This is a genomic window from Gordonia sp. NPDC003424 (assembly GCF_053588655.1).
Map to the genome: position 1 here is coordinate 281687 of NZ_JBSFQJ010000005.1, position 22735 is coordinate 304421.

20 protein-coding genes and 1 pseudogene are annotated in these 22735 nt (G+C 65.5%); 5 read left to right on the forward strand and 16 right to left on the reverse strand.

The annotated features are described in order from the left end of the window. Nucleotides 1-83: 83 nt before the first annotated feature. The 3 genes and pseudogenes from ACWDTI_RS10405 to ACWDTI_RS10415 form a co-directional block, all read right to left on the reverse strand. Nucleotides 84-977, reverse strand: coding sequence for a dihydrodipicolinate synthase family protein (locus ACWDTI_RS10405; protein ID WP_449737989.1), 894 nt, complete (start codon nt 975-977; stop codon nt 84-86). A 218-nt stretch (nt 978-1195) separates the two neighbouring features. Then, complete coding sequence (locus ACWDTI_RS10410) at nt 1196-2500, reverse strand: NAD(P)/FAD-dependent oxidoreductase (protein ID WP_449737990.1); 1305 nt, start codon at nt 2498-2500, stop codon at nt 1196-1198. Continuing rightward, nucleotides 2497-3198: pseudogene (locus tag ACWDTI_RS10415) on the reverse strand (FAD-dependent oxidoreductase); the annotation flags it as partial. The gene ACWDTI_RS10410 and the pseudogene ACWDTI_RS10415, both read right to left, overlap by 4 nt. Nucleotides 3199-3251: 53 nt before the next feature. Between ACWDTI_RS10415 and ACWDTI_RS10420 the strand changes: the two are divergent. Next, a protein-coding gene (locus tag ACWDTI_RS10420; protein WP_449737991.1) for an IS3 family transposase occupies nt 3252-4522 on the forward strand; the annotation gives its coding sequence in 2 pieces (ribosomal slippage) (nt 3252-3531 and nt 3531-4522; 1272 coding nt in all). Here ACWDTI_RS10420 and ACWDTI_RS10425 read toward each other — a convergent pair. The 13 genes from ACWDTI_RS10425 to ACWDTI_RS10485 form a co-directional block, all read right to left on the reverse strand. Further along, the gene (locus ACWDTI_RS10425) at nt 4431-5309 is read right to left on the reverse strand and encodes an NAD(P)/FAD-dependent oxidoreductase (RefSeq protein WP_449737992.1); all 879 of its coding nucleotides are present in this window, start codon (nt 5307-5309) and stop codon (nt 4431-4433) included. The genes ACWDTI_RS10420 and ACWDTI_RS10425 overlap by 92 nt on opposite strands. Continuing rightward, nucleotides 5306-6736: an FGGY family carbohydrate kinase gene (locus ACWDTI_RS10430; RefSeq protein ID WP_449737993.1), complete on the reverse strand. Its 1431-nt coding sequence runs from the start codon at nt 6734-6736 to the stop codon at nt 5306-5308. Before ACWDTI_RS10430 ends, ACWDTI_RS10425 begins: the two co-directional genes overlap by 4 nt. Nucleotides 6737-6771: 35 nt before the next feature. Further along, the gene (locus tag ACWDTI_RS10435; RefSeq protein WP_449737994.1) at nt 6772-7020 is read right to left on the reverse strand and encodes a hypothetical protein; all 249 of its coding nucleotides are present in this window, start codon (nt 7018-7020) and stop codon (nt 6772-6774) included. Beyond that, nucleotides 7017-8453: an aldehyde dehydrogenase family protein gene (locus ACWDTI_RS10440; protein WP_449737995.1), complete on the reverse strand. Its 1437-nt coding sequence runs from the start codon at nt 8451-8453 to the stop codon at nt 7017-7019. The genes ACWDTI_RS10435 and ACWDTI_RS10440 overlap by 4 nt, the downstream gene beginning before the upstream one ends. A 30-nt stretch (nt 8454-8483) precedes the next feature. Beyond that, nucleotides 8484-9911 carry an APC family permease gene (locus tag ACWDTI_RS10445; protein WP_449738051.1) on the reverse strand — a complete coding sequence of 476 codons (1428 nt, stop codon included), beginning with the start codon at nt 9909-9911 and terminating at the stop codon, nt 8484-8486. A gap of 264 nt (nt 9912-10175) precedes the next feature. Continuing rightward, a complete protein-coding gene (locus ACWDTI_RS10450) occupies nt 10176-10814 on the reverse strand; it encodes a 3'-5' exonuclease (protein ID WP_449737996.1) in 639 nt (212 codons plus the stop codon). Nucleotides 10815-10943: 129 nt separating this feature from the next. Continuing rightward, nucleotides 10944-11726: an IS630 family transposase gene (locus ACWDTI_RS10455; protein ID WP_449737997.1), complete on the reverse strand. Its 783-nt coding sequence runs from the start codon at nt 11724-11726 to the stop codon at nt 10944-10946. Beyond that, nucleotides 11615-11992 (reverse strand): helix-turn-helix domain-containing protein, encoded by a 378-nt coding sequence (locus ACWDTI_RS10460; RefSeq protein WP_449737998.1) that lies wholly within the window; start codon nt 11990-11992, stop codon nt 11615-11617. The genes ACWDTI_RS10455 and ACWDTI_RS10460 overlap by 112 nt, the downstream gene beginning before the upstream one ends. A 153-nt stretch (nt 11993-12145) precedes the next feature. Next, the gene (locus ACWDTI_RS10465) at nt 12146-13876 is read right to left on the reverse strand and encodes a putative nucleotidyltransferase substrate binding domain-containing protein (protein WP_449737999.1); all 1731 of its coding nucleotides are present in this window, start codon (nt 13874-13876) and stop codon (nt 12146-12148) included. Beyond that, nucleotides 13869-14582, reverse strand: coding sequence for a GntR family transcriptional regulator (locus ACWDTI_RS10470; RefSeq protein WP_449738000.1), 714 nt, complete (start codon nt 14580-14582; stop codon nt 13869-13871). Before ACWDTI_RS10470 ends, ACWDTI_RS10465 begins: the two co-directional genes overlap by 8 nt. 71 nt (nt 14583-14653) lie before the next feature. After that, entirely contained in the window at nt 14654-15166 is a 513-nt protein-coding gene (locus tag ACWDTI_RS10475) for a hypothetical protein (RefSeq protein WP_449738001.1), read from the reverse strand. Then, the gene (locus ACWDTI_RS10480; protein WP_449738002.1) at nt 15163-16812 is read right to left on the reverse strand and encodes a GMC family oxidoreductase; all 1650 of its coding nucleotides are present in this window, start codon (nt 16810-16812) and stop codon (nt 15163-15165) included. The genes ACWDTI_RS10475 and ACWDTI_RS10480 overlap by 4 nt, the downstream gene beginning before the upstream one ends. Nucleotides 16813-16936: 124 nt before the next feature. Beyond that, nucleotides 16937-17695, reverse strand: a complete 759-nt coding sequence (locus tag ACWDTI_RS10485) for an SDR family NAD(P)-dependent oxidoreductase (RefSeq protein WP_449738003.1) — start codon at nt 17693-17695, stop codon at nt 16937-16939. A 425-nt stretch (nt 17696-18120) separates the two neighbouring features. Here ACWDTI_RS10485 and ACWDTI_RS10490 point away from each other — a divergent pair, with 425 nt between their 5' ends. Genes ACWDTI_RS10490 through ACWDTI_RS10505 form a run of 4 tightly spaced genes read left to right on the forward strand, consistent with a single transcriptional unit; the run spans nt 18121 to nt 22635 of the window. Beyond that, the gene (locus ACWDTI_RS10490; protein ID WP_449738004.1) at nt 18121-18912 is read left to right on the forward strand and encodes an enoyl-CoA hydratase-related protein; all 792 of its coding nucleotides are present in this window, start codon (nt 18121-18123) and stop codon (nt 18910-18912) included. Between the two features lie 44 nt (nt 18913-18956). After that, nucleotides 18957-19706, forward strand: coding sequence for an SDR family NAD(P)-dependent oxidoreductase (locus ACWDTI_RS10495; protein WP_449738005.1), 750 nt, complete (start codon nt 18957-18959; stop codon nt 19704-19706). Nucleotides 19707-19713: 7 nt separating this feature from the next. Beyond that, the gene (locus ACWDTI_RS10500; protein ID WP_449738006.1) at nt 19714-21387 is read left to right on the forward strand and encodes a class I adenylate-forming enzyme family protein; all 1674 of its coding nucleotides are present in this window, start codon (nt 19714-19716) and stop codon (nt 21385-21387) included. A 24-nt stretch (nt 21388-21411) separates the two neighbouring features. Further along, the gene (locus ACWDTI_RS10505) at nt 21412-22635 is read left to right on the forward strand and encodes an acyl-CoA dehydrogenase family protein (RefSeq protein WP_449738007.1); all 1224 of its coding nucleotides are present in this window, start codon (nt 21412-21414) and stop codon (nt 22633-22635) included. Nucleotides 22636-22735 lie beyond the last annotated feature (100 nt).

Below are 22735 nucleotides of genomic sequence, written 5' to 3' on the forward strand. Positions count from 1 at the left end.
CGTGGTTACTGGTCGGGGGCCGTCAGGTTCCATCCTGACGGCCCCCGGGTCACTGTGGCGTGAGATCTGTCGAAACCAGCGGGTTACGCGTAGTTCAGACCGGTCTCGGCGATGAGCTTGGTCAGCTCGTCCTGTTTGTCCGCCGACAGCGGGCCGTAGGGTGCTCGAGGTGCGCCGAGATCATGCCCAACTGCCGCAGCTGCAGCCTTGGTGGCCACGGCGTAGCCTTCCTTGCCGAGGAAGTCGAAGACGTTCCACAGCCGCTTGAAGATTTCGAGTGCTTCGGCAGTCTTGCCCTCCTTGACGAGATCGTAGATCGCGACGCATTCCTTGGGCGCGAAGTTCGGTGCGCCCCAGATCGATCCGGCAGCTCCGACGGTGAATGCGGGCAGCAGGATGGTGTCCCAGCCGACGAAGGTGTCGATGGCGTCGCCGAGGTTGAAGATGAGGTCGAGGGCCTGCTCGATCGAGCCGGAGGTGTCCTTGATGTACTGCACGGCGTCGGTGCGCTCGAGCAGATCGCGGTAGAAGGCGCGGTCGAGATTCATCCCGGTGACGCCGGGCAGGTTGTAGGCGATGACGGGCACCTTGCCTGCCTCACCCACGGTGGCGAAGTACTCTATGACCTCGTCGCGGGTGGGTGCTTCGTAGAACGGCTGTACCAGCAGGACAGCGTCGGCGCCGTTGTCGGCGGCGTGCTTGGTGAGTTCGATGGCTTCGGCGGTGCTGGTCGAACCGGTCTGCGGGGCAACCGGAACGCGGCCCGCGGCCTGGTCGATGACGACCTTGTTGACGAACTTGCGCTCGTCGGAGGTCAGCGCGGCGAACTCGCCGGTGCTGCCGCACGGGACGAGGCCATGCAGGCCGTTGTCGATCAGGAAGTCGACGTGCGCGCGCAGGGCACCTTCATCGACCGAGCCGTCGGCGGCGAACGGGGTGGAGACGGCGGCGATGATGCCGCCCAACTTCTTGGTCATCGTGTGTTCCTTCGATTGCGTCGGTCTGCGGGGTTGTCGGTTCAAGCGGCGGATCGTGCGTCTTGATTATTGTCGACAAGAGACAATCTACACGGACCGTAGCCCCTTGTCGAGACCTTTCTGTGGTGAATCTCGTTGGTGCGTCGGACTACCGAAACGACTCGAGGCACCCCGGATCGGTGGGATGCCTCGAGACAGAATGCCGGCCGCGGTCAGGATCAGCCAACGCCGATCAGCGCTTGTCGCCCGGGAACGAATCCCGTTGCGCGAGCATTCTCGATGCGCACGGTCACGTCTCCCCCGTCTGCGTGTACCCCGTCCATGATCGACCACGGCACGCGGAACACGCGGCCGGGTGAGGCCGGCCAGGACAGGGTCTTGACGGCCACGGTCTGCCCGTCCTGCGCGATGGCGACCCGGGGTCGCCGGATGAGTTCGTCGGTCCACAGCAGCAGCCGCTTGCGCGGCGGTGCGGGTTCGCCGGGCGCCATCAAGCCGGGTGCCACCCACCGCAGTGGGGCCTCGCAGGTGATCCGCAATTGCCGTGCCGGTGCCCAACTGGTTGTGGCGAGGTAGTCGGCGACGCGGTCGGCGACAAAAGTGCCGTCGAGCGCGGCGATGTCGGCGGTGTCGACGGGGTGGAGCATGTTGCCGGCGGCGAAGACACCGGGGGCGTCGGTGCGCAGGGCGGTGTCGACGAGGGGACCGCGGGTGGCGGGGTCGATGGCGATGCCCGCGTCTCGGGGCAGTTCGTGGTCGGGAATCCAGTCACCGCTGAAAATGACTGTGTCGCAGTCGATCTTTTCCCGGGCGCCGGTGTCGATGTGCTCGACCTCCACACTCTGCACGTGGTGTTTGCCGGTGATGCCCACGATGCGGGTGCGGGTGCGCACCGGCACTCGCAGGACGGCCTTGCCGGGCACGGTGAACGCGGCGTAGGACTCGGCCGACGGGTACTCGGTGGTCATCGCGACGGTGCGGCATCCGGCGTGGCGCAGCGTCATGGCCGCCGACCAGCTGACGAGTTCGGCGCCGACGATCACCGCACGTTTGCCGACCTTCTTGTGCTGCAGGTGCACGATGTTCTGCAGTTGGCCGGTGGTGTAGACGCCCTGTGGGCGGTCTCCGGGGATGAGCCGGGCCGGGCGGGCACGTTCGCGGGCTCCGGTGGCGAGCACCAATGCCTTCGGCGCGACGGTCAGCAGACCGTCGGGGGTGGTGACCGTCAGGGTGCGGTCGGCGCCCATCGCGGTCACGGTCGCGCGGGTCCGGATGTCGGCACCCGCCCGGACCGCGTACTCGACGAGCCGCTTGGCGTAGCTCGGGCCGCTGATGAAGGTGTGCAGATCCCGGATGCCGTAGCCGGGGTGGTCGCAGTGGCGGGGTATGCCGCCGGCGGTGGGTTCGCGGTCGAGCACCAGTGCGCTGATGCCATGGTGGTCGCCGAGTGCGGTGGCGGCCGCGAGGCCGGCGGGACCGCCGCCGACGATCGCGACGTCTGGGGTCAGGAGAGGGCTGGTCATTGGTGAGCGCCTTTCAGCGAGGTCGCGGGCTGCTTGCAGACGATGCTCGACCCCCGTGCACCACAGTTCTTTTCGGCCATGTCGGCGACTTCGGCCCCGCAGAAGAAGCCTTGGCAGCGACCGTTCATGGCACGGGTCCGTTTACGGAGTCCTTCCAGGGTCACCGGGGGGATCGTCGAGGTGTAGGCGTCACGGATCTCGCCGGCGGTGACGCGTTCGCAGAAGCACACGACGGTGCCGTAGGCACTGTCCTCGGCGATCTTCGCGGCGTCCTGGTACGGGCGGGTGCCGGCTTCGCCGATGTTGGGCATCACCGGCGGTGCGGGGAGATCGTCGCGGGGGCTGCCGAGCACCCCGGCGTCGTCGAGCAGTCCGCACACGTACTCGGCGACCGCGATGCCCGACGTCAGACCGGTGGAGCGGATGCCGCCGACGAGTAGGTACCGCTGGTCGGTGTCGAGTTCGATCAGGTAGTCGCCATGGTCGGTGGCCGCGCGCAGTCCGGCATAGGTTGCGGTGACCTCCTCATCGAGGAGGTCCGGCATGAGTCGTCGGCCCTTGTCGAGGAGGAACTCGAATCCGCCTTCGGAGGTGCCGGTGTCGGTGCGGTCGGTGAGGTCTTCGGCGGTGGGGCCGAGCATCACATTGCCGTAGATCGTCGGGCTCACCAGCACACCCTTGCCACGCGCGGTCGGCACGGTGAACGTCCCCGGGTTTGGTGCACACCTCTTTGTGAGGGAAGGTTGGCATCATGCCGAAGAAGTACGACGAGGCGACCCGGGCCAAGGCTGTGCGGTTGGTGATCGAGCATCGTGATGAGTATCCGAGTGAGTATGCGGCGATCACCGCGACAGCCAAACGGCTCAAGTTGACCCCGGAGACGCTGCGCAAGTGGGTGCGTCAGCATGAGGTCGACGAAGGTCAGAAGCCGGGCGTGACGCGGGAGGAGGCCGCGGAGGTTCGCGCGTTGAAACGCAAGGTGGCCGAGTTGGAGGATACGGTCGAAATCCTCAAGGCGGCAACAACTTTCTTCGCGCGGGAGAGCGACCCGCGACACCAGTGATCTGCCAGTTCATTGCCGAGCATAGGGCTCGGTTCGGGGTCGCTCAGATCTGCCGTGTGCTCACCGCGCACGGCGCACCGATCTCCCCGAGAACCTTCCACGCCTGGGTGGCGCGGCCACCGTCGAAACGGGTCCTGTGGGACACCACGATCACCGAGATCCTGGCCGGCTACTACGAACCCGACGAGGAGGGTAAACGCCGCCCAGAATCGCTGTACGGGGCGGTGAAGATGTGGGCGCACCTGCAGCGGGAGGGCATCGAGGTGGCCCGGTGCACGGTGGAACGGCTGATGCGGGCCAACGGCTGGCGCGGGGTGACTCGGCGGAAGAAGGTCCGCACCACGATTCCGGATCCGGGCGCGTCGCGGGCTCCGGATCTGGTGGACCGCCAGTTCCGGGTACCGGCACCGAACATGCTGGTCGTCGCGGATTTCACTTACGTTCCGTTGGCCAACGGCACGCATGTGTACACCGCGTTCGTGATTGACGCGTTCGCCGGCCGGATCGTGGGATGGGAGTGTTCGGCGTCCAAGACTGACCGGTTCGTCCGTGATGCGATCCGGCAGGCTGCACAACTACGACAGAAGGAAGGTAATCCGTTGTCCGGCAACACTATTCATCATTCGGACGCGGGAAGTCAGTATACCTCGGTGCGGTGTGGGGAAACGCTGGAACTGTCCGGGTTGATGCCGTCGATCGGATCGGTCGGCGACGCCTACGATAATGCCCTCGCGGAGACGACCATAGGTTTGTTCAAAACCGAAGCGGTACGGGATGATTCGCCGTTTCGGAGTGGTCCGCTACGCCACGTCGGGGATGTCGAACATCTGACCGCGGTCTGGGTCGGCTGGTTCAACGTCAGTCGGCTCATGCATCGACTCGGGCGTATCCCGCCGATCGAGGCTGAGCAGAACTACTACACTCAACGTGCCGCCACATCCGTGGAGGCACACCAGTAACCAGGTGTGCACCAAACCCGGGGCGATTCACGGGCAGCACGATCTTGTCCACGAGCCGGCGGGCGAGCTTGTCAAAGACGAACAGTTCACCACGGCGCGGGGTGACGTGGAAACGGTCGTAGCCGAACTGCTGATCGAGGTAATCGCAGCCGAGTCCCGCGGCATTGACCACCCACCGCGCGACGATCGGCCCGTTGCCGGTCTGCAGCCGGGTGGTCTGCGAGTCCGGCTGCTGCACAACAGCTTCCACGCGAGAATTGGTATGAAGTACGACCCCGCGGTTGACCGCGTCGGTCGCCAGTGCGAGGTTGGTGGTCCAGGTGCAGATGATGGATTCATCGGGCACCGTGAGACCCGCCAGCGCGCCGGTACCGAGATGCGGTACCTGACGATAGACCTCATCGGCGTCGACGATCTCGCATTCGTGATAGCCGTTGGCCGCGGCCTTGTCCTTCAGTCCGGGCAGGGCGTCGCGTTCCTCCTCGGTCCAGGCGACCAGCAGTGCGCCGGTGTGCTCGATCGGGATGCCCGTCTGTTGGGCGTAGTCGGACAGCAGTGTGTATCCGCGTGCGACCATGCGGGATTCGAGGGTGCCGGGTTTGGCGTCGAAGCCGGTGTGCAGGATGGCGGTGTTGGCCTTGCTGGTGCCCTCGCACACGTCTTCGCGGGCCTCGATGAGGGCGACGCTGTGGTGGTGACCGGCGAGGGCGCGGGCGATGGCCGAGCCGACGATGCCGGCGCCGATCACTGCGAAGTCATAGATGGGTGGGTCGGACTGGACGGTCATGACTTGTCTTTCTGTGGAAGCGTCGAGGTGGCTGCGGTGTGCCAGCGGGTCCGGAAGTCGTTGGCGCGGTCGGCTGTCCATCGTGGCTCGTAGGTGGCTGCGGGAGTCCACGGCGGAACGGCGTCGGTGACCGACAGTGATGGGTCGATTGATAGGCGGGCGCACACGGCGGCGCCGAGCGCGGTGGCATGTGGGGACGGGTAGACGTCGACGGGGATCTGGCCGATGTCGGCGACCGCTTGCATGAGTCGCCGAGATCTGGTGAGTCCTCCGTCGACACGCAATCGATCCAGCGGTTGTTCGATGTCGGCATGCATGGCCGCGACGACCTCGACGGTCTGGGCGGCGAGGCCTTCGAGCACCGCGGTCACCAGTTCACCCCGGCCGGTCGCGAGACCCATGCCGACGAAGGAGGCGCGGGCGTCGGGACGCCACCAGGGGGCGGCCAGACCCGCCAATGCGGGCACGAACACCACGTCGCCGGCGTTGTCGACGGCCAGGTTGTCGAGATCGGCCGCTTCGGTGATGATGCCGAGGTTCTGCAACCACCGAACCGCCGAGCCGGCTGTATATGCCTGCCCATCAAAGCAATAGGTGGTTTCCGAGCGTAGGCGCCACCCAACGCAGGCGGCCAGACCCTGGGTGGACAGCGTTGCTTGCGTTCCCGTGTTGGCCAGCAGGAACGCACCGGTGCCAAAGGTGCACTTGGCAGTTCCCGGCTCCAGACACCCTTGCGCGAGCAACGCTGCCTGCTGATCGACCACGAGGCCCGCCACCGGCATTGCCGGACCGAATGCGTGCGTGCTGCCCACCACGATGTCGTTGTCGACGATCGTGGGCAGCTGTTCATCACCCAGATCAAAGAGTTCCTGAAGCCCACGATCCCAGTCGGTGGTACGCAGATCGGTGATCAAGGACCGGCCGGCAGTGGTGCGATCGGTAACGAACTCACCGGTCAGTGCATGTACCAGCCAGGTGTCGGAGGTGGTGATCACTCCGCCGTCCCCGACCTGATCCCGCAACCACCGCATCTTGGGTGCCGAGAAGTACGAGTCGAGTTCCAGACCCGTGCGCGTACGGATCTCGTCGCGATGGGATGCGAGCGCCTCGCAGACGGTCTCCGCGCGTCGGTCCTGCCACACGATCGCCGCGCTGAGCGGCTCGCCGGTCTCGGGGTTCCAAGCCAGCACGGTCTCGCCCTGATTGGCCACCGAGACGGCGTCGATCGAAGAGCCGGATCGCAGAACCGCGTCCCGCCCGGTATCGATGACAGAAGCGAGCAACACCTGCGGGTCGTGTTCGACTCCCCCATCGGCGAGATAGCGAGGTTGCACCGACTGCTCACTGATCGCCAGCACCGCACCGTCATCATCGACGACGATGGCCTTGGTACCCGAGGTACCTTGATCGATGGCCAGAACAGCCATGGGACAACTCCTTTCGCTATCTCGCCGGGGTGGAATCAGAAGGGGTGCTCGCCGAGCACCCGGTAATCGGCGTCGAGGTCGCCCACGTACCAGACGTCGACCGAGTCGTCCTGGCGGGTGACCATCAGGCACTCGCCGCGTCGCGACGGCACGACCATCGCGACTCGGCCTTCGTCGCGGCGGCGGATACCGTTGGCTATCCATGTGCGCTGGACGCGACGGCCGATCAGCGCGGCGAGGTGACGGCTGTCGAGGCGGCCGGCCTCGACGAACGAGGCGGTCATGCCAGACTCACGATCACTTGCTTGACGCGGGTGAACTCCTCGAGACCCAATGCGCCACCTTCTTTTCCGTAGCCCGAGCCCTTGAACCCGCCGAGCGGTCCTTCCGGTCCGACCGCCATGTGGTTGTTGACCCAGACGACCCCGGACTCGATCGCGTTGACGGTGCGCAGCGCCCGGCCGATGTCACGCGTCCAGACCGAGGCGGCCAGTCCCTGTTCGACCGAGTTGGCCATGGCGAGGGCTTCGGCTTCGTCGGAGAAGGTCTGTACGGTGGCAACGGGGCCGAAGATCTCCTGCTGCACGAGGTCGTCGTCCTGGGTCAGCCCGGTGATGAGCGTGGGTTCGAAGAAGAAACCCGGGCGATCGACGCGGTTGCCGCCGGTCACGACCTGTGCGTGGACGGGACGGTCGGCGACCATCTTCTCCACCCGTGCTCGTTGGGATTCCGAGATCAGTGGTCCCAGAACGGTTGTGGGATCGGCGGCGTCGCCGACAACGGTCTTCGCGAGGCTGGCGGCCATGGCCTCGACGAACTTGTCGTGGATCCTGTCACTGACCAGCATGCGGGTGGCCGACATGCATTCCTGGCCGGCGTTGAACAGCACCCCGTTGGTGAGGATCGGCAGGGCGGCCTCTAGGTCGATGTCGTCATAGATCACCACCGGGGCGTTGCCGCCCAGTTCCAGGACGCACCGCTTCGGGGCGCCGCCGGCGGCGGTCGCGATGGTTCGACCGGCCGCCGTGGACCCGGTGAACGAGACCAGGTTGACGTCGGGATTGCGGACGAGCGCATCGCCGACCACGGAACCCTTGCCGTGCACCAGGTTCAGCACACCCGGCGGCAGCAGCGGCTGCACGAGCTCGACGAACCGCGTCGTCGCGATCGGGGTGAGCTCGGCGTCCTTGATGACCACGGTGTTGCCCGCCGCCAGTGCCGGACCGAGCTTCCACACCGCTTGCCACAGCGGGAAATTCCATGGCGTGATGCCCAGCACGACGCCGAGCGGCTCGCGACGGACGTAGCTGGTGTTGCCGTCGACGAACTCACCGGATGCCTGTGCGGACAGTACCCGTCCGGCGCCGGCGAAGTGCCGTAGCGCGCCGATGATGCCGGGCACCTCGTCGCCGAGGGCCGCCGCGGTAGGTTTGCCGGCGTCGATGGTCTCGAGGTGGGCGATCTCGTCGAGGTTGTCGGCGAGCAAAGTCGCCATGTCGTGCAGGATCTGTGAGCGTTCACCGGGAGTCGTTGCCGCCCACGCGGGGAACGCGGCGCGGGCGGCGGCGACGGCACGGTCGGCATCGTCGATGGTCGACAGCGTCGCCTCGGCGACAACCTCACCGGTCGACGGGTTGAGTACCCGGTTGATCTCCCCCGAACTTCCCTGCTCGGTCTTTCCGTCGATGACATTTCCGAGTTGGATCACGTCGGTCACTGTCGTGCCTTTCTGTGTGGTGGTGTCGGGTTACTTGCCGGCGTTGATGACGTCGATCGATTTGCCGCGCCGGCTGGCGGGGATGGTGCGGTAGACCACCGCGCCGGCGGCGATCACCGCGAGCATGCCCAGACCGACATGCTTGGGGTCCGACCAGATCAGCAACAGGCACAGCACAATCGACCAGGCGATGGCGAGACCGAAGATGACCGGGCTGGCAAAGCCGTAATGCCACGGGTGCTTGGGCAACCGCTTGCGCAGCAGGGCCCAGAGTCCGACGGTGACGACCACGCCGTAGGCCATGGCCCACGCCAGTGCGGTCATGGCGGCGAGCACCGACAGCAGCGACGACCACAGTGCGAAGAGCACCGACAGCGCGAAGATCGTCAGCGTGGCGTTGATCGGGATCTGGGTGCGGTTGACCTTGCGCAGCCAGTCGGCGGCCGGCACCTGGCCATCGCGAGCCTGGGACCACAGCACCCGAATGCCGGTGAGCTGCAACATGACCAGCGCGGCGAACAGGGCGAGAATGGCGATGGCCTCGAAGAAGTTGGCGAATGCGGACCCGACGGCGGTGTCGAGGATCAGTTTGACCGGGGTGTCGCTGGCCATGACGGCGGGCACGTTCTGGATGGCCAGCATCAGCAGAGCGACCATGATGATGCCGACGATGTAGGACGAGACATTGGCCATCACCGAGGCCATCGGGGCCTTGCGGGCGGCGTCCTTGGTCTCCTCGGACGCGTTGCCGGTGGCGTCGAAGCTGGAGATGGCATACGCGGGCAGGATCATGGCGAAGAGCAACGGGGTCACCCAGTTGCCGTTGTGCACTGTGCCGCCGGAATCGTTGAGGATCGACAGCGGCGCGGTCGGATGCTTGACGATCAGCAGCACACCGATCAGCGAGATGACGCAGACGACCTCGGCGATGACACCCAAGTTGTTGAGCAGGGCCGCGACCTTGACGCCTGCGATGTTGATGAATGTGCCCAGCACGATCAGACCCAGCGCCCAGGGCAGGGTGTCGGATGCACCGTCGAGCGTGACCCCGAACCACCCTGCCACGAACGGGGCGATACTCACCGCCACCGTGGTCACCGCGACGGTGTGCGCGATCAGCAGCCACCACCCGGTCTGCCAGGCGAGCCAAGGTTTGCCGGTAATGCGTCCGGTGATCTGGTAGACACCGCCGGCGAGTGGATAGGCGGAGACGAGCTGTGCGACGGCCAGTCCGACGGTGAACACCTGCAGCGCACCGCCGATCAGGAACGACCAGAACGATGCGGGGCCGAAGAACCCCAACCCGACGATCAGCGTGGTGAAGATGCCGGACGCGATGGCGATCGAGGTGAACTGCACGCCGAACGCGGAGAACAGTCCAAGGCTGCGATTGAGTTCCTGCTTGTAGCCGAGCTGCTCGAGCAGCGCCTCGTCGGCGTTGAGCTCGGCGTCGAGCATCGGAGCGTCCGCGCGCAGCGGCGGCAGATTGTGCTCCAGATGCGGCAAGTGCGGTAGGTGCGCGTGCTCGCCATGCGGTTGTTCGGGAGTCTTCGGCGTTGTCGCCATGATGACCTCGCTGGTGGGTTTTCCTTGAGCCTGCCCCGTTGGGCGGCCCGCTGTGAACTTGTTGAGTAGATCGACCCGAAGGATGTTTGTTCTACTGTCGACAATCTATCACAAACAGGAGTGGTTTGCGTCACCTATTTTTGCGATTGGGTTAACTCAGCGGCCGCGCGCTCGCGTGTGCCGATCGCCGACGGTCAGATCGATGAAGGACTGGGCGGTGGTGTAGCCCCTGTCCTCGAGCATGCAGGCCGCGGCCAGAAACACCTGCGCGGTGGTGATCGCGTCCCCCATCGCGTGATGCGGTGCGACGACGGGCAGACCCAGCTGGGTGGCGGCCCACTCGAGACGCGGATCAGCAATCGGATCAGGATCGAGTCCCAGCGCGCGACACATGGCGGCGGTGTCGATCATCGGCGCGTGCATCCGCTCTTCTATTCGGCGCAAGGCGGTGTCGAGGAAGGCCCGTTCGATCCATGCGGAATGCGCGATCACCACGCGGTCTGCGATCAACGTTGACAGCGTGTGCGCCAGTTCCTCCGGTGCCGGGGCGTCGGCCACATCGATGCGCCGGATGGTGTGCACCGCGATCGACTGGGGCGAGATGTCGGAGTCGGGGCAGGCCAGGCCATAGTGGTTGTCGGCCACGATGATCCGTCCGCCGCGGACGGTGGCGGCTCCGTAGGAGATGATGGCGTCACGTTTGAGATCGAGGCCGGTTGTCTCCAGGTCTATCGCGATGTAGTCGGCGTCCCGCCAGGGCTTGTTCAGCCCCGAAGTTCGTCGGCGCCACCTCATGGTCGGGGAAGCCTTGTCGGCCAGTCACCTTCGAGGCGTGCCTGGATGTCGGCGACCGCACGAAACGCTTCTCGCAGATAACGTCGGGTGAGGGTGTCAAGGTCGGCGAGCACTAGTACGCTGTCGCATCTAAAGTGTCGGGTATAGGTGCCGAAGTTTGATTCGGGCGTCGGCGGTGGTGAACCGCCAGTCGACTTGACGTTCGTCGGTGTTGGTGGCCTGGGTCCATGCGTCGAGTTCGGTGTTGAGGACATCGATGTCACCGATCCGTCGACCGAGGCATTGTTTTGTCAGGCAGGACAATTCGATTTCAGCGATGTTGAGCCAAGAGCCATGTTTGGGGGTGTGGTGGATCTCGAGGCGGCCGGCCAGCGCGTAGGCCGTGTCCGGGGCGTAAGCCTCATACAGGGAGGCGATGGCGTGGGTGTTGAGGTTGTCCATGACGAGCACGACCTTCTCGGCGTCGGGGTAGTCGATGGTGAGCAGGTGCTCGAGGCCGCGGGCCCAATCCAGTCGAGTGCGGGTGGGCTCGGCATAGGCGCGTCGCCAGCCTTGGAGAGGTTCGGCCCAGATGAAGATCGAGCAGGTGCCGCGGCGAATGTATTCGGAGTCCTCGTGGGCGATTCGGCCTGGCTCACACGGTGTTCCCGGACGGGCGTCGTCGAGCAGTTGCAGCGGTTTCTCGTCCATCACCACCACTGGATGGCGGGGATCGTAGGGGCGGGCGTAGACGGCCAGGACGTCTTCCATCGCGGCGACGAACGCGGAGTTGGCCTTCGGCGGGATCGTCCAGCACCGCTTCAGGTGCGGTTTGAGATCCCCCTTTTTAGGACCCTCCCGATCGTGGAGTGATCCATCGGCGGCATTCCCTCGGTCAGGGCCACGTGTTTCTCCAGTAACCGCAACGTCCACCGCTGTCTGCCGGGCGGAGGCTCAGAGCACGCCATCGCGATCAGCCGGGCTTCCACATCGCCGGTGATCTTCGGCTCGATCGGCGGGGTGGCCCGCTTCTTCCGCGTGATCACCTCCTCGATGTTCCCGCCGGCGGCATCGAACTGTTTGGCCACCAAATACACTGTGCCCTCGGAAGTTCCGACACGCTCGGCGATCACCCGCCGATCTGACACCGTGCCCTGGGTTTCATCCAACAACAGCAGAATCCGCGCGCGGGTGATCATCCGGGCAGGATGGACTCCCGACCTGACCACCTTGGTCAACTCGGCACGATCGGCCTCGGTCAGCGAGACCGTGAACTGCTTGGGACGCGGCATGATCGTCACTCCTCTGATCGATTATCAACCAGAATCAGCCGATCACAAATACCAACTAAATTAAAGGCGACACGCTACTAGTTCGCTGGTGGTCTGTGTGCCCGTACGCAATCCGTTGACCTCACGTTCGAGCAACAGCCCGTAAAGGTACTCGAATGCCCTGGTCAAAGTGTCGGATTCGTCGGTACTCAGCAGCCCTGAATCCGCACCACGGCGCAGTCGGGTGATAGTGGAGCCGCGATCGTCACCTGTGACGACTGCGACCCACCTGCCCAGGGAGGCGATCGGCACCAAACCCTGCTGTTTCAGATCGAGCTGGCCACGCCGCGCACCGGTGTGCTCGGCAACGAAGTTGCGCACGAACCCGGTCGGCGGACGATGGGCCACCGTGTACTGCAGCAAGGCCGATAGGAAGTCCCGGTCGCGGGTGGTGGCCAGCATCGCATCAGACACCGAACGGCCGAGCGCGATGCCCGTGACGGGCCGACTGTCGGCGATCATCGATGTCAGCAGCAGTGCGTTCTCTTGCGTCGGATTTCGGATCCAGGACTGTGCGATGGCGACGGCATCAGACTGCGATCGGGCGAACGTGGGGTTGGTGGCGTTGGCGCCGTCGGCGCAACGAGGCAACCCGCACATCTCAAGGTTGTCGAGAACGTGCCCTGCCCAGATCTGCAGGCGCCGTGCGGGATTACGCTCGCCGGGCATATCCGACCACACCAGCGCGGTGTCGATGTCGGAGCCGGGTAGGGGCTCCCGTCGGGCCACCGACCCCAGCAGCAGCCACGAAGTGGCGTGCGGAATCGGTTCGTCACCGAATCCGGTGAGGTCGATGGCGCGCTGCACAAGGGCATCGATCACCGCGGTCAGCAGGCCGGCGATGTGCATCGGCGCCACGCCGGTGTCGAAGAGTTCGATCCACGTGCCGGGCAGGAGTCGGGCGGCCTCGGTGAGTACGGGTATCGACGCGGCGTGATCGATTGCGCGACGGATGATCAACGGGTTGCGCACTTCCGCCGAAGCGAGATCGACGACGCGCAGTACGCCCACCGGTCGATCACCTGCTCCTGTGACGACGAGGTGGTGAGTGCCGCATTCGACCATCCTCAAGAAGGCTTCCGAGGCAGGCGCCTCGGCACTGATCGTTTCGGCAGGAAAGGACGCGACCGCCGCCACCGGCGTCGATCCCGAGATCTCCGGGCTACTCAGTCCCGCCCGAAAGTCGGAGTCGGTGACGATGCCGAACTCGTTGTTGCCGAGGTCAAGCACGGCGCAGGATTGGCCCGCCTCGGTGATCAGCCGCGCCGCGTCGGCAATGGTGGCGTTACCAGGACACCACACCACCGGCCGCATCTGGTTGTGCGCGGCCCGCATCGCCTGGTCGACGAATCCCGACCGCGCCAGCCGATCGTGACTGACGAAGGTTCCGTAGTGCGCGAACTGCAGTCGTTCGGGGTTGCGTAACTGCGCGCGCGGATCAGGAAACAGATAACACAGGGTGCCCTCGAGAGCTCGGATCGTCAGTGGGGGCGGAAGACCGGAAAGAACCGAGATATGCCCGAAGGTTTCACCAGGGCCCAGGATGTCGACGACACGGCCGCGGTCGAGCACTTCGACCTCACCGGTCCGGATGACGTAGAACCGCTCCAGCGGCGGCTGTCCGGCCTCGATGATGTGGGTGTCGGCAGCGAAATACTCAACTTCGACGAGACGGGCCAGCCGCTCCAGATCATGTGATTCGAGTGCGTCATAAGGTGGTTGGCCACCGAGGAAATCTATGTACTCACGCATCGGCTTCGGTCGAGGAGCTGATCGCCGGCCCGTGGACGTGCCGGTCAACCTCTTTGGTGATCGCGTCCATATCTCCGGTGTCGATAATCGACAGGAGTCGCTCGTGTTCGGCAACCACGTCGTGCAGGTCGTTGAAGGATTGATGGTCGGCGGAGAGGAACAACTGCAGTTGCGATTCCCAGCTACGCCAGACGTCGAGGAGTAGTTTGTGGCCCGACAGCTCGTAGAACCGACGATGAAAGTCCATGTGCGCGTCGATGGTCCGCGTCTGATCACCGGCGTCGGCGGCCTTGGCCATCGCCTGCAGCGCACTGACCACCTTGGTCCGACCGGCGCCCTTGAGTTTTGGCAGGGCGAGTTCGATCGCGAACGGTTCGAGCCGGCGGCGCAGACTGGCGATCTCGGCGACGGTTTGCGAGCTAACTTCGGCGACGAACGCACCCTTGTACGGGATACGGACCACAAGACCCTCATCGACGAGCAGGGCGAGACCCTCGCGTAGTGGCGCGCGGCTGACACCGAGTGCGGCGGCGACGGGAATCTCCCGGATCTGGCTGCCCGGCTTGAGGGTGCCGTCCAGGATGGCCGCGCGCAGCAGGGCGGCAACGGTGCCGGGGGTGGTCTTCTGTTCGATCCGGGCCAGCGAGAGCTCAGCACCGCCCGACGGGTCCGCCAGACCGGCAAGGTCTTTCGACGTGAGGCTCATGAGGCTTTCCTTTCGCTGGTTACACCGAGTAAACCAGAATTGCCGTCTTGTAGACAGTACGACAGCGTGAACTACTCCCCTGCCGCCGACACGTAGATGCTGCCGCGTTCGAGCACCGGGTCTAGGATGCCGGTCTCGAGTTCGTTGGCGGCGTCCTCGAAGCCGGCCGGATCCCGATGCGGACCGGGCTGCCCGATCAGCGCCTTGACCTGTGGTGTCATGAAGTAGGCACCGGCCAGGATGCTGGAGAGCGGGTCGAACGTCGCCTTGTCCTCGGCCCACATCTGCTTGAGTGCGGCCCGCATCTCGGGGTCGGCGACCTCGGACAGCCGGGTGATCGCGTCGAGGATCAGTTCGAACACGTCCGCGCGGGCGGCAAGCGCGAGATCGAGGTAGCGCAGGAAGTCCACGGCCTGGCTCGCTGCGGGATTGTCCCCCGACGCCGGGATCAGGGTGTCGGCGATCCGCAGCAGGGTGGCCAGCTCGTCGGAGTTGAGCGGGCGCGGCGGGCGCGGGTGGCGGGGCGGGACCGACAGCCGCTGATCCGTGGTGGTCCCGGTGAGGTTGAGTGGTGTGGTGGTCATGACTTCGCCTTCTGGAGATCCTCGACGAGTTGTTTGCCGACTCGCAGTGCGAGTGCGGTGATCGTGCAGGTGGGGTTGGCCGATCCTGAGGTGACGAAGATGCTGCCGTCGGCGATGCGCAGGTTGGGCACGTCGTGCGCGCGGCCGTAGGAGTCGACGACCGAGGTGTCGGGGTCGTCGCCCATCCGCGCGGTGCCCAGCAGGTGGCCTGGCTGGTCCACCCAGAGTTCCTGGGTGATGATACGGGTGGCGCCGGCCGCCTGGTGCGCCTCGACCATCCGATCGACGGTGAAGCGCAGGACTTTCCACGTGTTCTCACTGACCGTGTACTCGACCTTCGGTGCCGGCAATCCGTCGGAGTCCAGCTGGTCGGGCGAGAGCGTCACCCGGTTGTGTTCCTCGGGCAGGTCTTCGGTGTTGGCCGCCCACAGCACGCCACGCGACGCCGAGCGGGCGACGTCATGGACGGATTCGCCCCACAGTTCGTCGAAGTCGAGGTCGTCGCGGTGTGCCTCGATGGCGTTGAGTGGCCCTGGTGTCGGGAGTGCGTGCATCTTGGCGCCGCGGACGAAGCCGCGTGACTTGTCGGTCTCGTAGAACTCCATGGAGTGGATCAGCTGTCCGGCCGGGCCGCGCCAGCTCTCGAGTTCGTCGTCGTAGTAGCCCAGGGCGGTGCAGTTGGGGTGCAGCATGAGGTTGCGACCGACGAGCCCGGAACTGTTCGCCAGGCCGTCGGGATGTGCTTCGTCGGCTGACATGAGCAGCAGGCGCGGCGTGCCGATGCCGTTGGCGCACAGCACGACCGACTTGGCCGGCTGCAGGTGCACGACACCGTTTCGGTCGATCCACTCCACGCCGGAGGCGTTGCCGGCGTCGTCGGTGACAACCTTGCGGACGCGCGCGCCGGTTTCGATGCGGGCGCCGGCCTGTTGGGCCTGCGGCATGTAGATGAGGTCGAAGGAGGCCTTGGCGCCCTGCGGACAGCCCCATTCGCAGACGCCCCAGCGGCCGCATTGTTCGAGGTTCTTGTTCTTCTGGCTCGGGATCGCGTTGGTACCCGGCCACCAGTGCCAGCCGAGTTTGTTGGCGCCCTCTACGGCTTTCATACCCGGTTTACCCAATGGCTGTGGCGGGAGCGGATATTCGAGGCCGTCGGGGTAGGCGGTGTCGCCGTCGAGACCGGACACGCCGATGAACTCGTCGACCTCGTCGTGGTAGGGCTTGAGGTCGTTGTAAGAGATGGGCCAGTCGTCGGCGACGCCGTCGAGCGTCTTGACCCGGAAGTCCGACGGCAGCAGTCGCGGCCACTCGGCGCCGTAATAGATCGAGCTGCCGCCGACCGCGTTGAACATCACTGGCCACATGTCCGAGTCGGTGACGTCGACGGGGTAATCCGACGGCAGCGCACGGACATTGGGGTCATGCGCCCAGTCATGCTGGATCAGCAACTCCCACTCGGGCTGATTGGCCGGGAAGTCGCTCGGGTTCACCCAGTCCCCCTGCTCCAGGCAAACAACGTTGAGACCGGCGGTCGCCGCGGTATGGGTCACGACGGCCCCGGACGGTCCGGCGCCGACGACCACGACGTCGACCGGGTCGTCGGTGACCTCGACGGGCGCGGTGGCCAGTGAATGATCTGCGGCCATGGGAGTACTCATTTCTCTTGGGCTGTATGAGTGTTGGTCAGACTGTTCCGGGTCCCACCGCGACCTTACGACGCGTGGTGGGTCCGGGGGCGGCCGAACGACGACATCGGCCGCCCCCGAAGAATCACGCTCCGGCGAGCACGCCGCCGTCGACGACGAACGCGGTGCCGGTGATGGCCGTCGAGTGGTCTGACAGCAGGAAGGCGACGGAGTGTGCGATCTCGATCGGCAGGATGGCGCGGCCGATCGGCTGGAAGTCGGGCAGGCCGGCCTCGAGCTCTTCGCGACCGCCGAGTGCGGTGTAGTGCGGCACGTTCAGCGGGGTGTCGACGAACCCCGGGCACAAGGTATTGACGCGGATGCCCTGCGCACCGAAGTCGAGCGCGACGGCCTTCGACAGCGTCAGCACCGCGCCCTTGCTGGCCGTGTAGGTGGTCAGCATCTTTTCTGCACCAATGGAATTGATCGATCCGAAGTTGACGATCGACCCGCCGCCGACCTTCAGCAGCTCCGGAATGGCATACTTGGTGCCGAGGAAGACGCCCTTGACGTTGACGTCGAAGGTGTGCTGGAAGTCCTCGACCGAGGCGTCGAGGACGGTGCCGGGCTTGAGTACGCCGGCGTTGTTCACGATGCCGTCGAGCTTGCCGAACTTCTCGACGGTGAACGCGATGAGATCCTTGACCTGCTGTTCGTCGGTGACGTCGACGACCTTGCCGACGAGGCGGTCACTGCCGACCTCGAGCTTCCCGAGGCCGGATTCCGAGTGCACCGTCGCGACGACCTGCGCCCCCTCGTCGTGCAGGTGCAGCGCGGTGTCAAGACCGATGCCGCCGCCCGCTCCGGTGATGATGACGGTTTTGCCGGCGAGTAGGTCGCCCATGGGAACTCCTAAGTCGAGGTCGTGTTGTTCTCTTGTCGACAATACAACACTTCATCGATGGTGTCCATAGTCACAGCAAGCTGTAAGCCGCCATCGGCCCGAGTGGCCCGCATCGATGGGGTACCGCTTACAACGTCCCCGTATGTGTCATCGTCTACTCATCGAACGCTGCTGTCCCACAAGATGGTTCGAAGTGCACCTCCCGCTGAGGGCATGTAGTCGGGCCTCAGGGGGTGGTATACAGCGACGCGCGCAGCCCGCCGTCAACACTTGGACAAATCGGGTTTACACGTGGATCTCACAACAACAACCCGATTTCCTGTGACCCTTGACACGCCATCTCCGGTGAATGTACATTCATTCATCATGAAGAGGCGGTCACACACTGCCGCCACGTCATCACCAAGCGAGGAGTCGAGAAGCAGATGAACTACGAGGACATCGAGTACACCGTCGAGGGCCCGACCGCGATCATCACCATGAATCGCCCGCAGCGCTACAACGCTTTTCGCGCCAAGACCGTGGAGGAGATGATCAACGCGTTCCGTCGTGCGTGGGCCGACAAGAATGTACAGGCCGTCATCCTGACCGGCGCCGGCGAGAAGGCATTCTGCACCGGCGGCGACGTCAAACAGCGCGCCGAGACCGGCGACTACGGGCCGTCGGAGAGCGGCATGTTCGAGATCGGGAACCTGCACAAGACCATCCGCGACATCCCCAAGCCGGTCATCGCCGCGGTCAACGGCCTCGCCATCGGCGGCGGACACGTGCTGCACGTTCTCTGCGACCTGACCATCGCCGCCGACACCGCCCGCTTCGGCCAGTCCGGCCCCAAGGTCGGCTCCTACGACGCCGGCTTCGGCTCGGCCTTCCTCGCCCGCATCGTCGGCGAGAAGCGTGCCCGGGAGATCTGGTACCTGTGCCGCCAGTACGACGCCGAGACCGCCGAGCGCTGGGGCCTGGTCAACTGGGTCGTCCCGGCCGCCGACCTGCTCGACGAGGCGAAGAAGGTCGCCGCCGAGATCGCCGAGAAGTCACCGACCGCCATCCGCTTCCTCAAGCAGAGCTTCAACGCCGACACCGACCACCAGGCCGGCCTGTCCAACCTGGCGATGAGCTCACTGGATCTGTTCACCCACTCCCCCGAAGGCCTCGAGGGCGCAACGGCTTTCGCCGAGAAGCGGATGCCCGAGTTCAACAAGTACGTCGGCGCCTGAGCCGAAGCCCCGTCACGTCACCCAAGGAACGGACACCAAAACCCATGAGCACCAAAGACATCGCCGTCGTCACCGGAGCCGGATCGGGCATCGGCAAGGCCATCGCCCTCGCCTTTGCCGCGCAGGGCACCACGGTCATCGCCGCCGACCTCAACCTCGACGCCGCCAAGCAGACCGCCGAGGAAAGCGCCAACATCGTCCCGATGAGTGTCGACGTCGCCGACCGCGCCACAGTCGACGCCCTGCGTGAGGCCGTGAACGCCGAGGTCGGGGTCCCGAACATCGTCGTCAACGCCGCCGGCTGGGATCGTACCGACCAGTTCCTCAACGCGACAACCGAATTCGCCGAGAAGGTGGTCGCCATCAACTACCTCGGGCCGGTGCACATCTGTAGCGCGTTCCTGCCCGGGATGGTCGAGGCGGCAAAGGGCGACGACTGGGCCGGCGGGCGCGTCGTCAACCTCGCCTCCGACGCCGGTCGCGTCGGCAGCTCCGGCGAGAGCATCTACGCCGGCGCCAAGGGCGGCGTGATCGCCCTGTCGAAGTCGCTGGCCCGCGAGATGGCGCGCTACCAGATCACCGTCAACGCGGTGTGCCCCGGCCCCACCGACACCCCGCTGTTCCAGGCGCAGGACGAGAAGCTGAAAGCTGCTCTGACCAAGGCGATTCCGTTCCGTCGTCTCGCCCGCCCGGACGAGGTCGCCGCGCCGGTCCTGTTCTTCGCCTCTCCCGCAGCGTCGTTCATCACCGGACAGGTGATCAGCGTCAGCGGCGGCCTCACCATGGCCGGGTGAGAATGCCATGACCTACGTCTACGACGCCCACCAGTACCGCACCTTCTTCGAGAACGAGTTCACCTACCTCAACGGTTTTCGTCGCAACACCCATCGGTACGCCGAGCAGGTCGCGATGATCGACCCGATCACCGACACCGAGTGGACCTACGCGCAACTGGGCGACACGGTCGACCGGATCGCCACCGGGCTGGTCGAGTTGGGTGTCGCAGACGGCGATGTCGTCGCCTACCAGCTGCTCAACGGACCCGAGTTCGCCCAGCTGTATCTCGCCACGCAGGCGGCGGGCGCGGTCGGTTCCCCGGTCAACTTCCGGCTGGCGGCCGGCGAGACCGCGGTGATCCTCGACGTGAGCCGACCCAAGGTCTACGTCTATGAGACCGACCTCGCCGACATGGTCCGGCAGGCCATCGAGATCTCCGACCACACCCCCGAGGTGTTGATCGGAGTCGGCGACGGCGAGCTGATCGAGGCGCAGACGTCGCTGCGGTTCGCCGAACTCGCTACCTCCGAGCCCAATCCGCCGACGGTCACCCGCGGCGTGTTCGATGAGACCACCCGCCTGTACACCTCCGGCACGACCGGCATGCCGAAGGCCGTGCCGATGAACAGCGCGATCGAGATCTTCTCCGCGCACGACGTCATCATGCACTTCCCGCTCTCGCCGGAAGACCGGACCCTGAACATGACCCCGTGGTTCCATCGCGGCGGATTGTATTGCGCCGGACCGAACCCGACGTTCTACCTCGGGTCGTCGCTTGTGCCGATGCGGACCTTCGACCCGGAACTGACCCTGGACTGGGTGGAGCGTTACCGCCTCAACTTCCTGATCGGCGCACCGACCAACCTGGCGATGCTGGCCAATGCCCAGCAGGCAAAACCACGCGATCTGTCCAGCCTCAAGGGCATCGTGACGATGGGGGCTCCCCTGGAACGCGAGGCCGCGCTTCGCTACCAGGAGGTGCTCACCCCGCGGATCTTCAACGGCTACGGCAGCACCGAGGGCTTCTGGAACACCTTCCTGCGCCCCACCGACCTGCCCGACCGCGCCGGCACCGCCGGCCGCGCCTGCATCGACGACGACGTCCGCGTGGTCACCGTGCACGACGACGGCCATCTCGCCAGTCCGGACGAGATCGTCGCCCGCGACGGCTCCGAGGTCGGCGAGGTGATCATCCGATCCCCCAAGTGCGCTGCCGCCTACTATGATTCGCCGCAACAGGAGAAAGCGAAGTACAACGGCTCCTGGTTGCACATCGGCGATCTGGCCACCTGGGATGCGCAGGAGTTCGTGACCATCGTCGGCCGCAAGGACGACATGCTGATCTCCGGTGGCGAGAACGTGCATCCGGTGCAGGTCGAGGAGGCGCTCAACGGACATCCCGACGTCGCCGACTCGCTGGTCGTCGGTGTGCCCGACGACCGGTGGGGTCAGCGGGTGGTCGCGTATGTGCTGGCGGCCGAGGGTGCTTCCCCCACCGCCGAACAACTCGACGACTACTGCCGCACCCATCCGATGCTCTCGCAGTTCAAACGTCCCCGCGCCTACCGCATCGTCGACTCCCTCCCGGTGTCGGCGACCGGAAAGAAGTTGCACTACAAGGCAACCGAGAGCGCCGCTGCCGAGGTGGCCGCCGGCCAGTTCAACGCCCCGAAGACCACCACCACCGCTTCGAGCTAGGCCGAAACACCAAAAGGAAGTTCGATGTCCACCATCACCTCTGCACCCAAGTTCTCTGCTCTCGACCCGCTGAACCTCGATCTCGGCTACTCCGACGACGAACTGGCCGTTCGTGATTCGGTCCGCGGCTTTCTCGACGAGCACGTCACCCCCTACATCGGGGAATGGTTCGAAGCCGGCGGCATCCCGATCGCCCGCGACCTGATGAAACAGTTCGGCGACCTCGGCGTGCTCGGCATGCACCTCGAGGGCTACGGCTGCGGCGGATCGAGTGCGGTGCACTACGGCCTGGCCTGCCTCGAGTTGGAGGCCAGCGACTCCGGCATCCGCTCCATGGTGTCGGTGCAGGGCTCGCTGGCGATGTACTCCATCTACAACAACGGTTCCGAAGAGCAGAAGCAGCAGTGGCTGCCGTCGATGGCCGAGGGCACCACCATCGGCTGCTTCGGCCTCACCGAACCCGACGCCGGCAGCGACCCCGCGTCGATGAAAACCCGCGCCCGCAAGGACGGTTCGGACTACATCCTCGACGGCCGCAAGATGTGGATCACCAACTCCCCCATCTCCGACGTCGCCGTCGTGTGGGCCAAGACCGAACTCGACGACGGCTCCACCGGTGTGCGCGGCTTCATCGTGCCCACCGACACCCCCGGCGTGTCCACCCCGGAGATCAAACACAAACTCTCCCTGCGGGCCTCGACCACCGGCGAGATCGTCCTCGAAGGTGTCCGGCTGCCCGCCGACGCCCTGATGCCGGGCACCGACGACCTCACCAAGGGCACCGGCATCAAAGCGCCGCTGTCGAGTCTGTCGGAGGCCCGCTACGGAATCCTGTGGGGCGCCATGGGTGCGGCCCGCTCCGCATGGGAAGCCGCGCGGCAGTATTCGATGCAGCGCACCCAGTTCGGCCGTCCGCTCGCCGGATTCCAGATGACGCAGGCCAAACTCGCCGACATGGCCGTCGAACTGAACAAGGGCACACTGCTCGCCCAGCACCTCGGCCGGCTGAAGGACACCGTCGGTCTGCGCCCCGATCAGGTCAGCTTCGGCAAGCTCAACAACACCCGCGAAGCGATCGAGATCTGCCGGACCGCACGAACGATCCTGGGCGGCAACGGAATTTCGCTGGAGTTCCCGGTGATCCGGCACATGGTCAACCTGGAATCGGTGCTCACCTATGAGGGCACGCCGGAGATGCACCAGTTGGTGCTCGGGCAGGCGTTCACGGGTGAGAGTGCGTTCCGGTGACCTCTTGTCTGCTGCCGGCGGGAGTGGTCTCGATACGCCCCCTCGCCTAGCGGCTCGGAGGCTACTCGACCAGCGGGGGCGGCGCCCGTCCCGATGGTCG

Coding starts and splice junctions, on each gene's coding strand:
- ACWDTI_RS10425 (WP_449737992.1), bottom strand. CDS start 5,309: ATGACCGTCCAGTCCGACCCACCCATCTATGACTTCGCAGTGATCGGC.
- ACWDTI_RS10475 (WP_449738001.1), bottom strand. CDS start 15,166: ATGACCACCACACCACTCAACCTCACCGGGACCACCACGGATCAGCGG.
- ACWDTI_RS10460 (WP_449737998.1), bottom strand. CDS start 11,992: ATGATCACCCGCGCGCGGATTCTGCTGTTGTTGGATGAAACCCAGGGC.
- ACWDTI_RS10485 (WP_449738003.1), bottom strand. CDS start 17,695: ATGGGCGACCTACTCGCCGGCAAAACCGTCATCATCACCGGAGCGGGC.
- ACWDTI_RS10465 (WP_449737999.1), bottom strand. CDS start 13,876: ATGCGTGAGTACATAGATTTCCTCGGTGGCCAACCACCTTATGACGCA.
- ACWDTI_RS10450 (WP_449737996.1), bottom strand. CDS start 10,814: ATGAGGTGGCGCCGACGAACTTCGGGGCTGAACAAGCCCTGGCGGGAC.
- ACWDTI_RS10500 (WP_449738006.1), top strand. CDS start 19,714: ATGACCTACGTCTACGACGCCCACCAGTACCGCACCTTCTTCGAGAAC.
- ACWDTI_RS10480 (WP_449738002.1), bottom strand. CDS start 16,812: ATGGCCGCAGATCATTCACTGGCCACCGCGCCCGTCGAGGTCACCGAC.
- ACWDTI_RS10505 (WP_449738007.1), top strand. CDS start 21,412: ATGTCCACCATCACCTCTGCACCCAAGTTCTCTGCTCTCGACCCGCTG.
- ACWDTI_RS10495 (WP_449738005.1), top strand. CDS start 18,957: ATGAGCACCAAAGACATCGCCGTCGTCACCGGAGCCGGATCGGGCATC.
- ACWDTI_RS10410 (WP_449737990.1), bottom strand. CDS start 2,500: ATGACCAGCCCTCTCCTGACCCCAGACGTCGCGATCGTCGGCGGCGGT.
- ACWDTI_RS10405 (WP_449737989.1), bottom strand. CDS start 977: ATGACCAAGAAGTTGGGCGGCATCATCGCCGCCGTCTCCACCCCGTTC.
- ACWDTI_RS10490 (WP_449738004.1), top strand. CDS start 18,121: ATGAACTACGAGGACATCGAGTACACCGTCGAGGGCCCGACCGCGATC.
- ACWDTI_RS10435 (WP_449737994.1), bottom strand. CDS start 7,020: ATGACCGCCTCGTTCGTCGAGGCCGGCCGCCTCGACAGCCGTCACCTC.
- ACWDTI_RS10445 (WP_449738051.1), bottom strand. CDS start 9,911: ATGCTCGACGCCGAGCTCAACGCCGACGAGGCGCTGCTCGAGCAGCTC.
- ACWDTI_RS10470 (WP_449738000.1), bottom strand. CDS start 14,582: ATGAGCCTCACGTCGAAAGACCTTGCCGGTCTGGCGGACCCGTCGGGC.
- ACWDTI_RS10430 (WP_449737993.1), bottom strand. CDS start 6,736: ATGGCTGTTCTGGCCATCGATCAAGGTACCTCGGGTACCAAGGCCATC.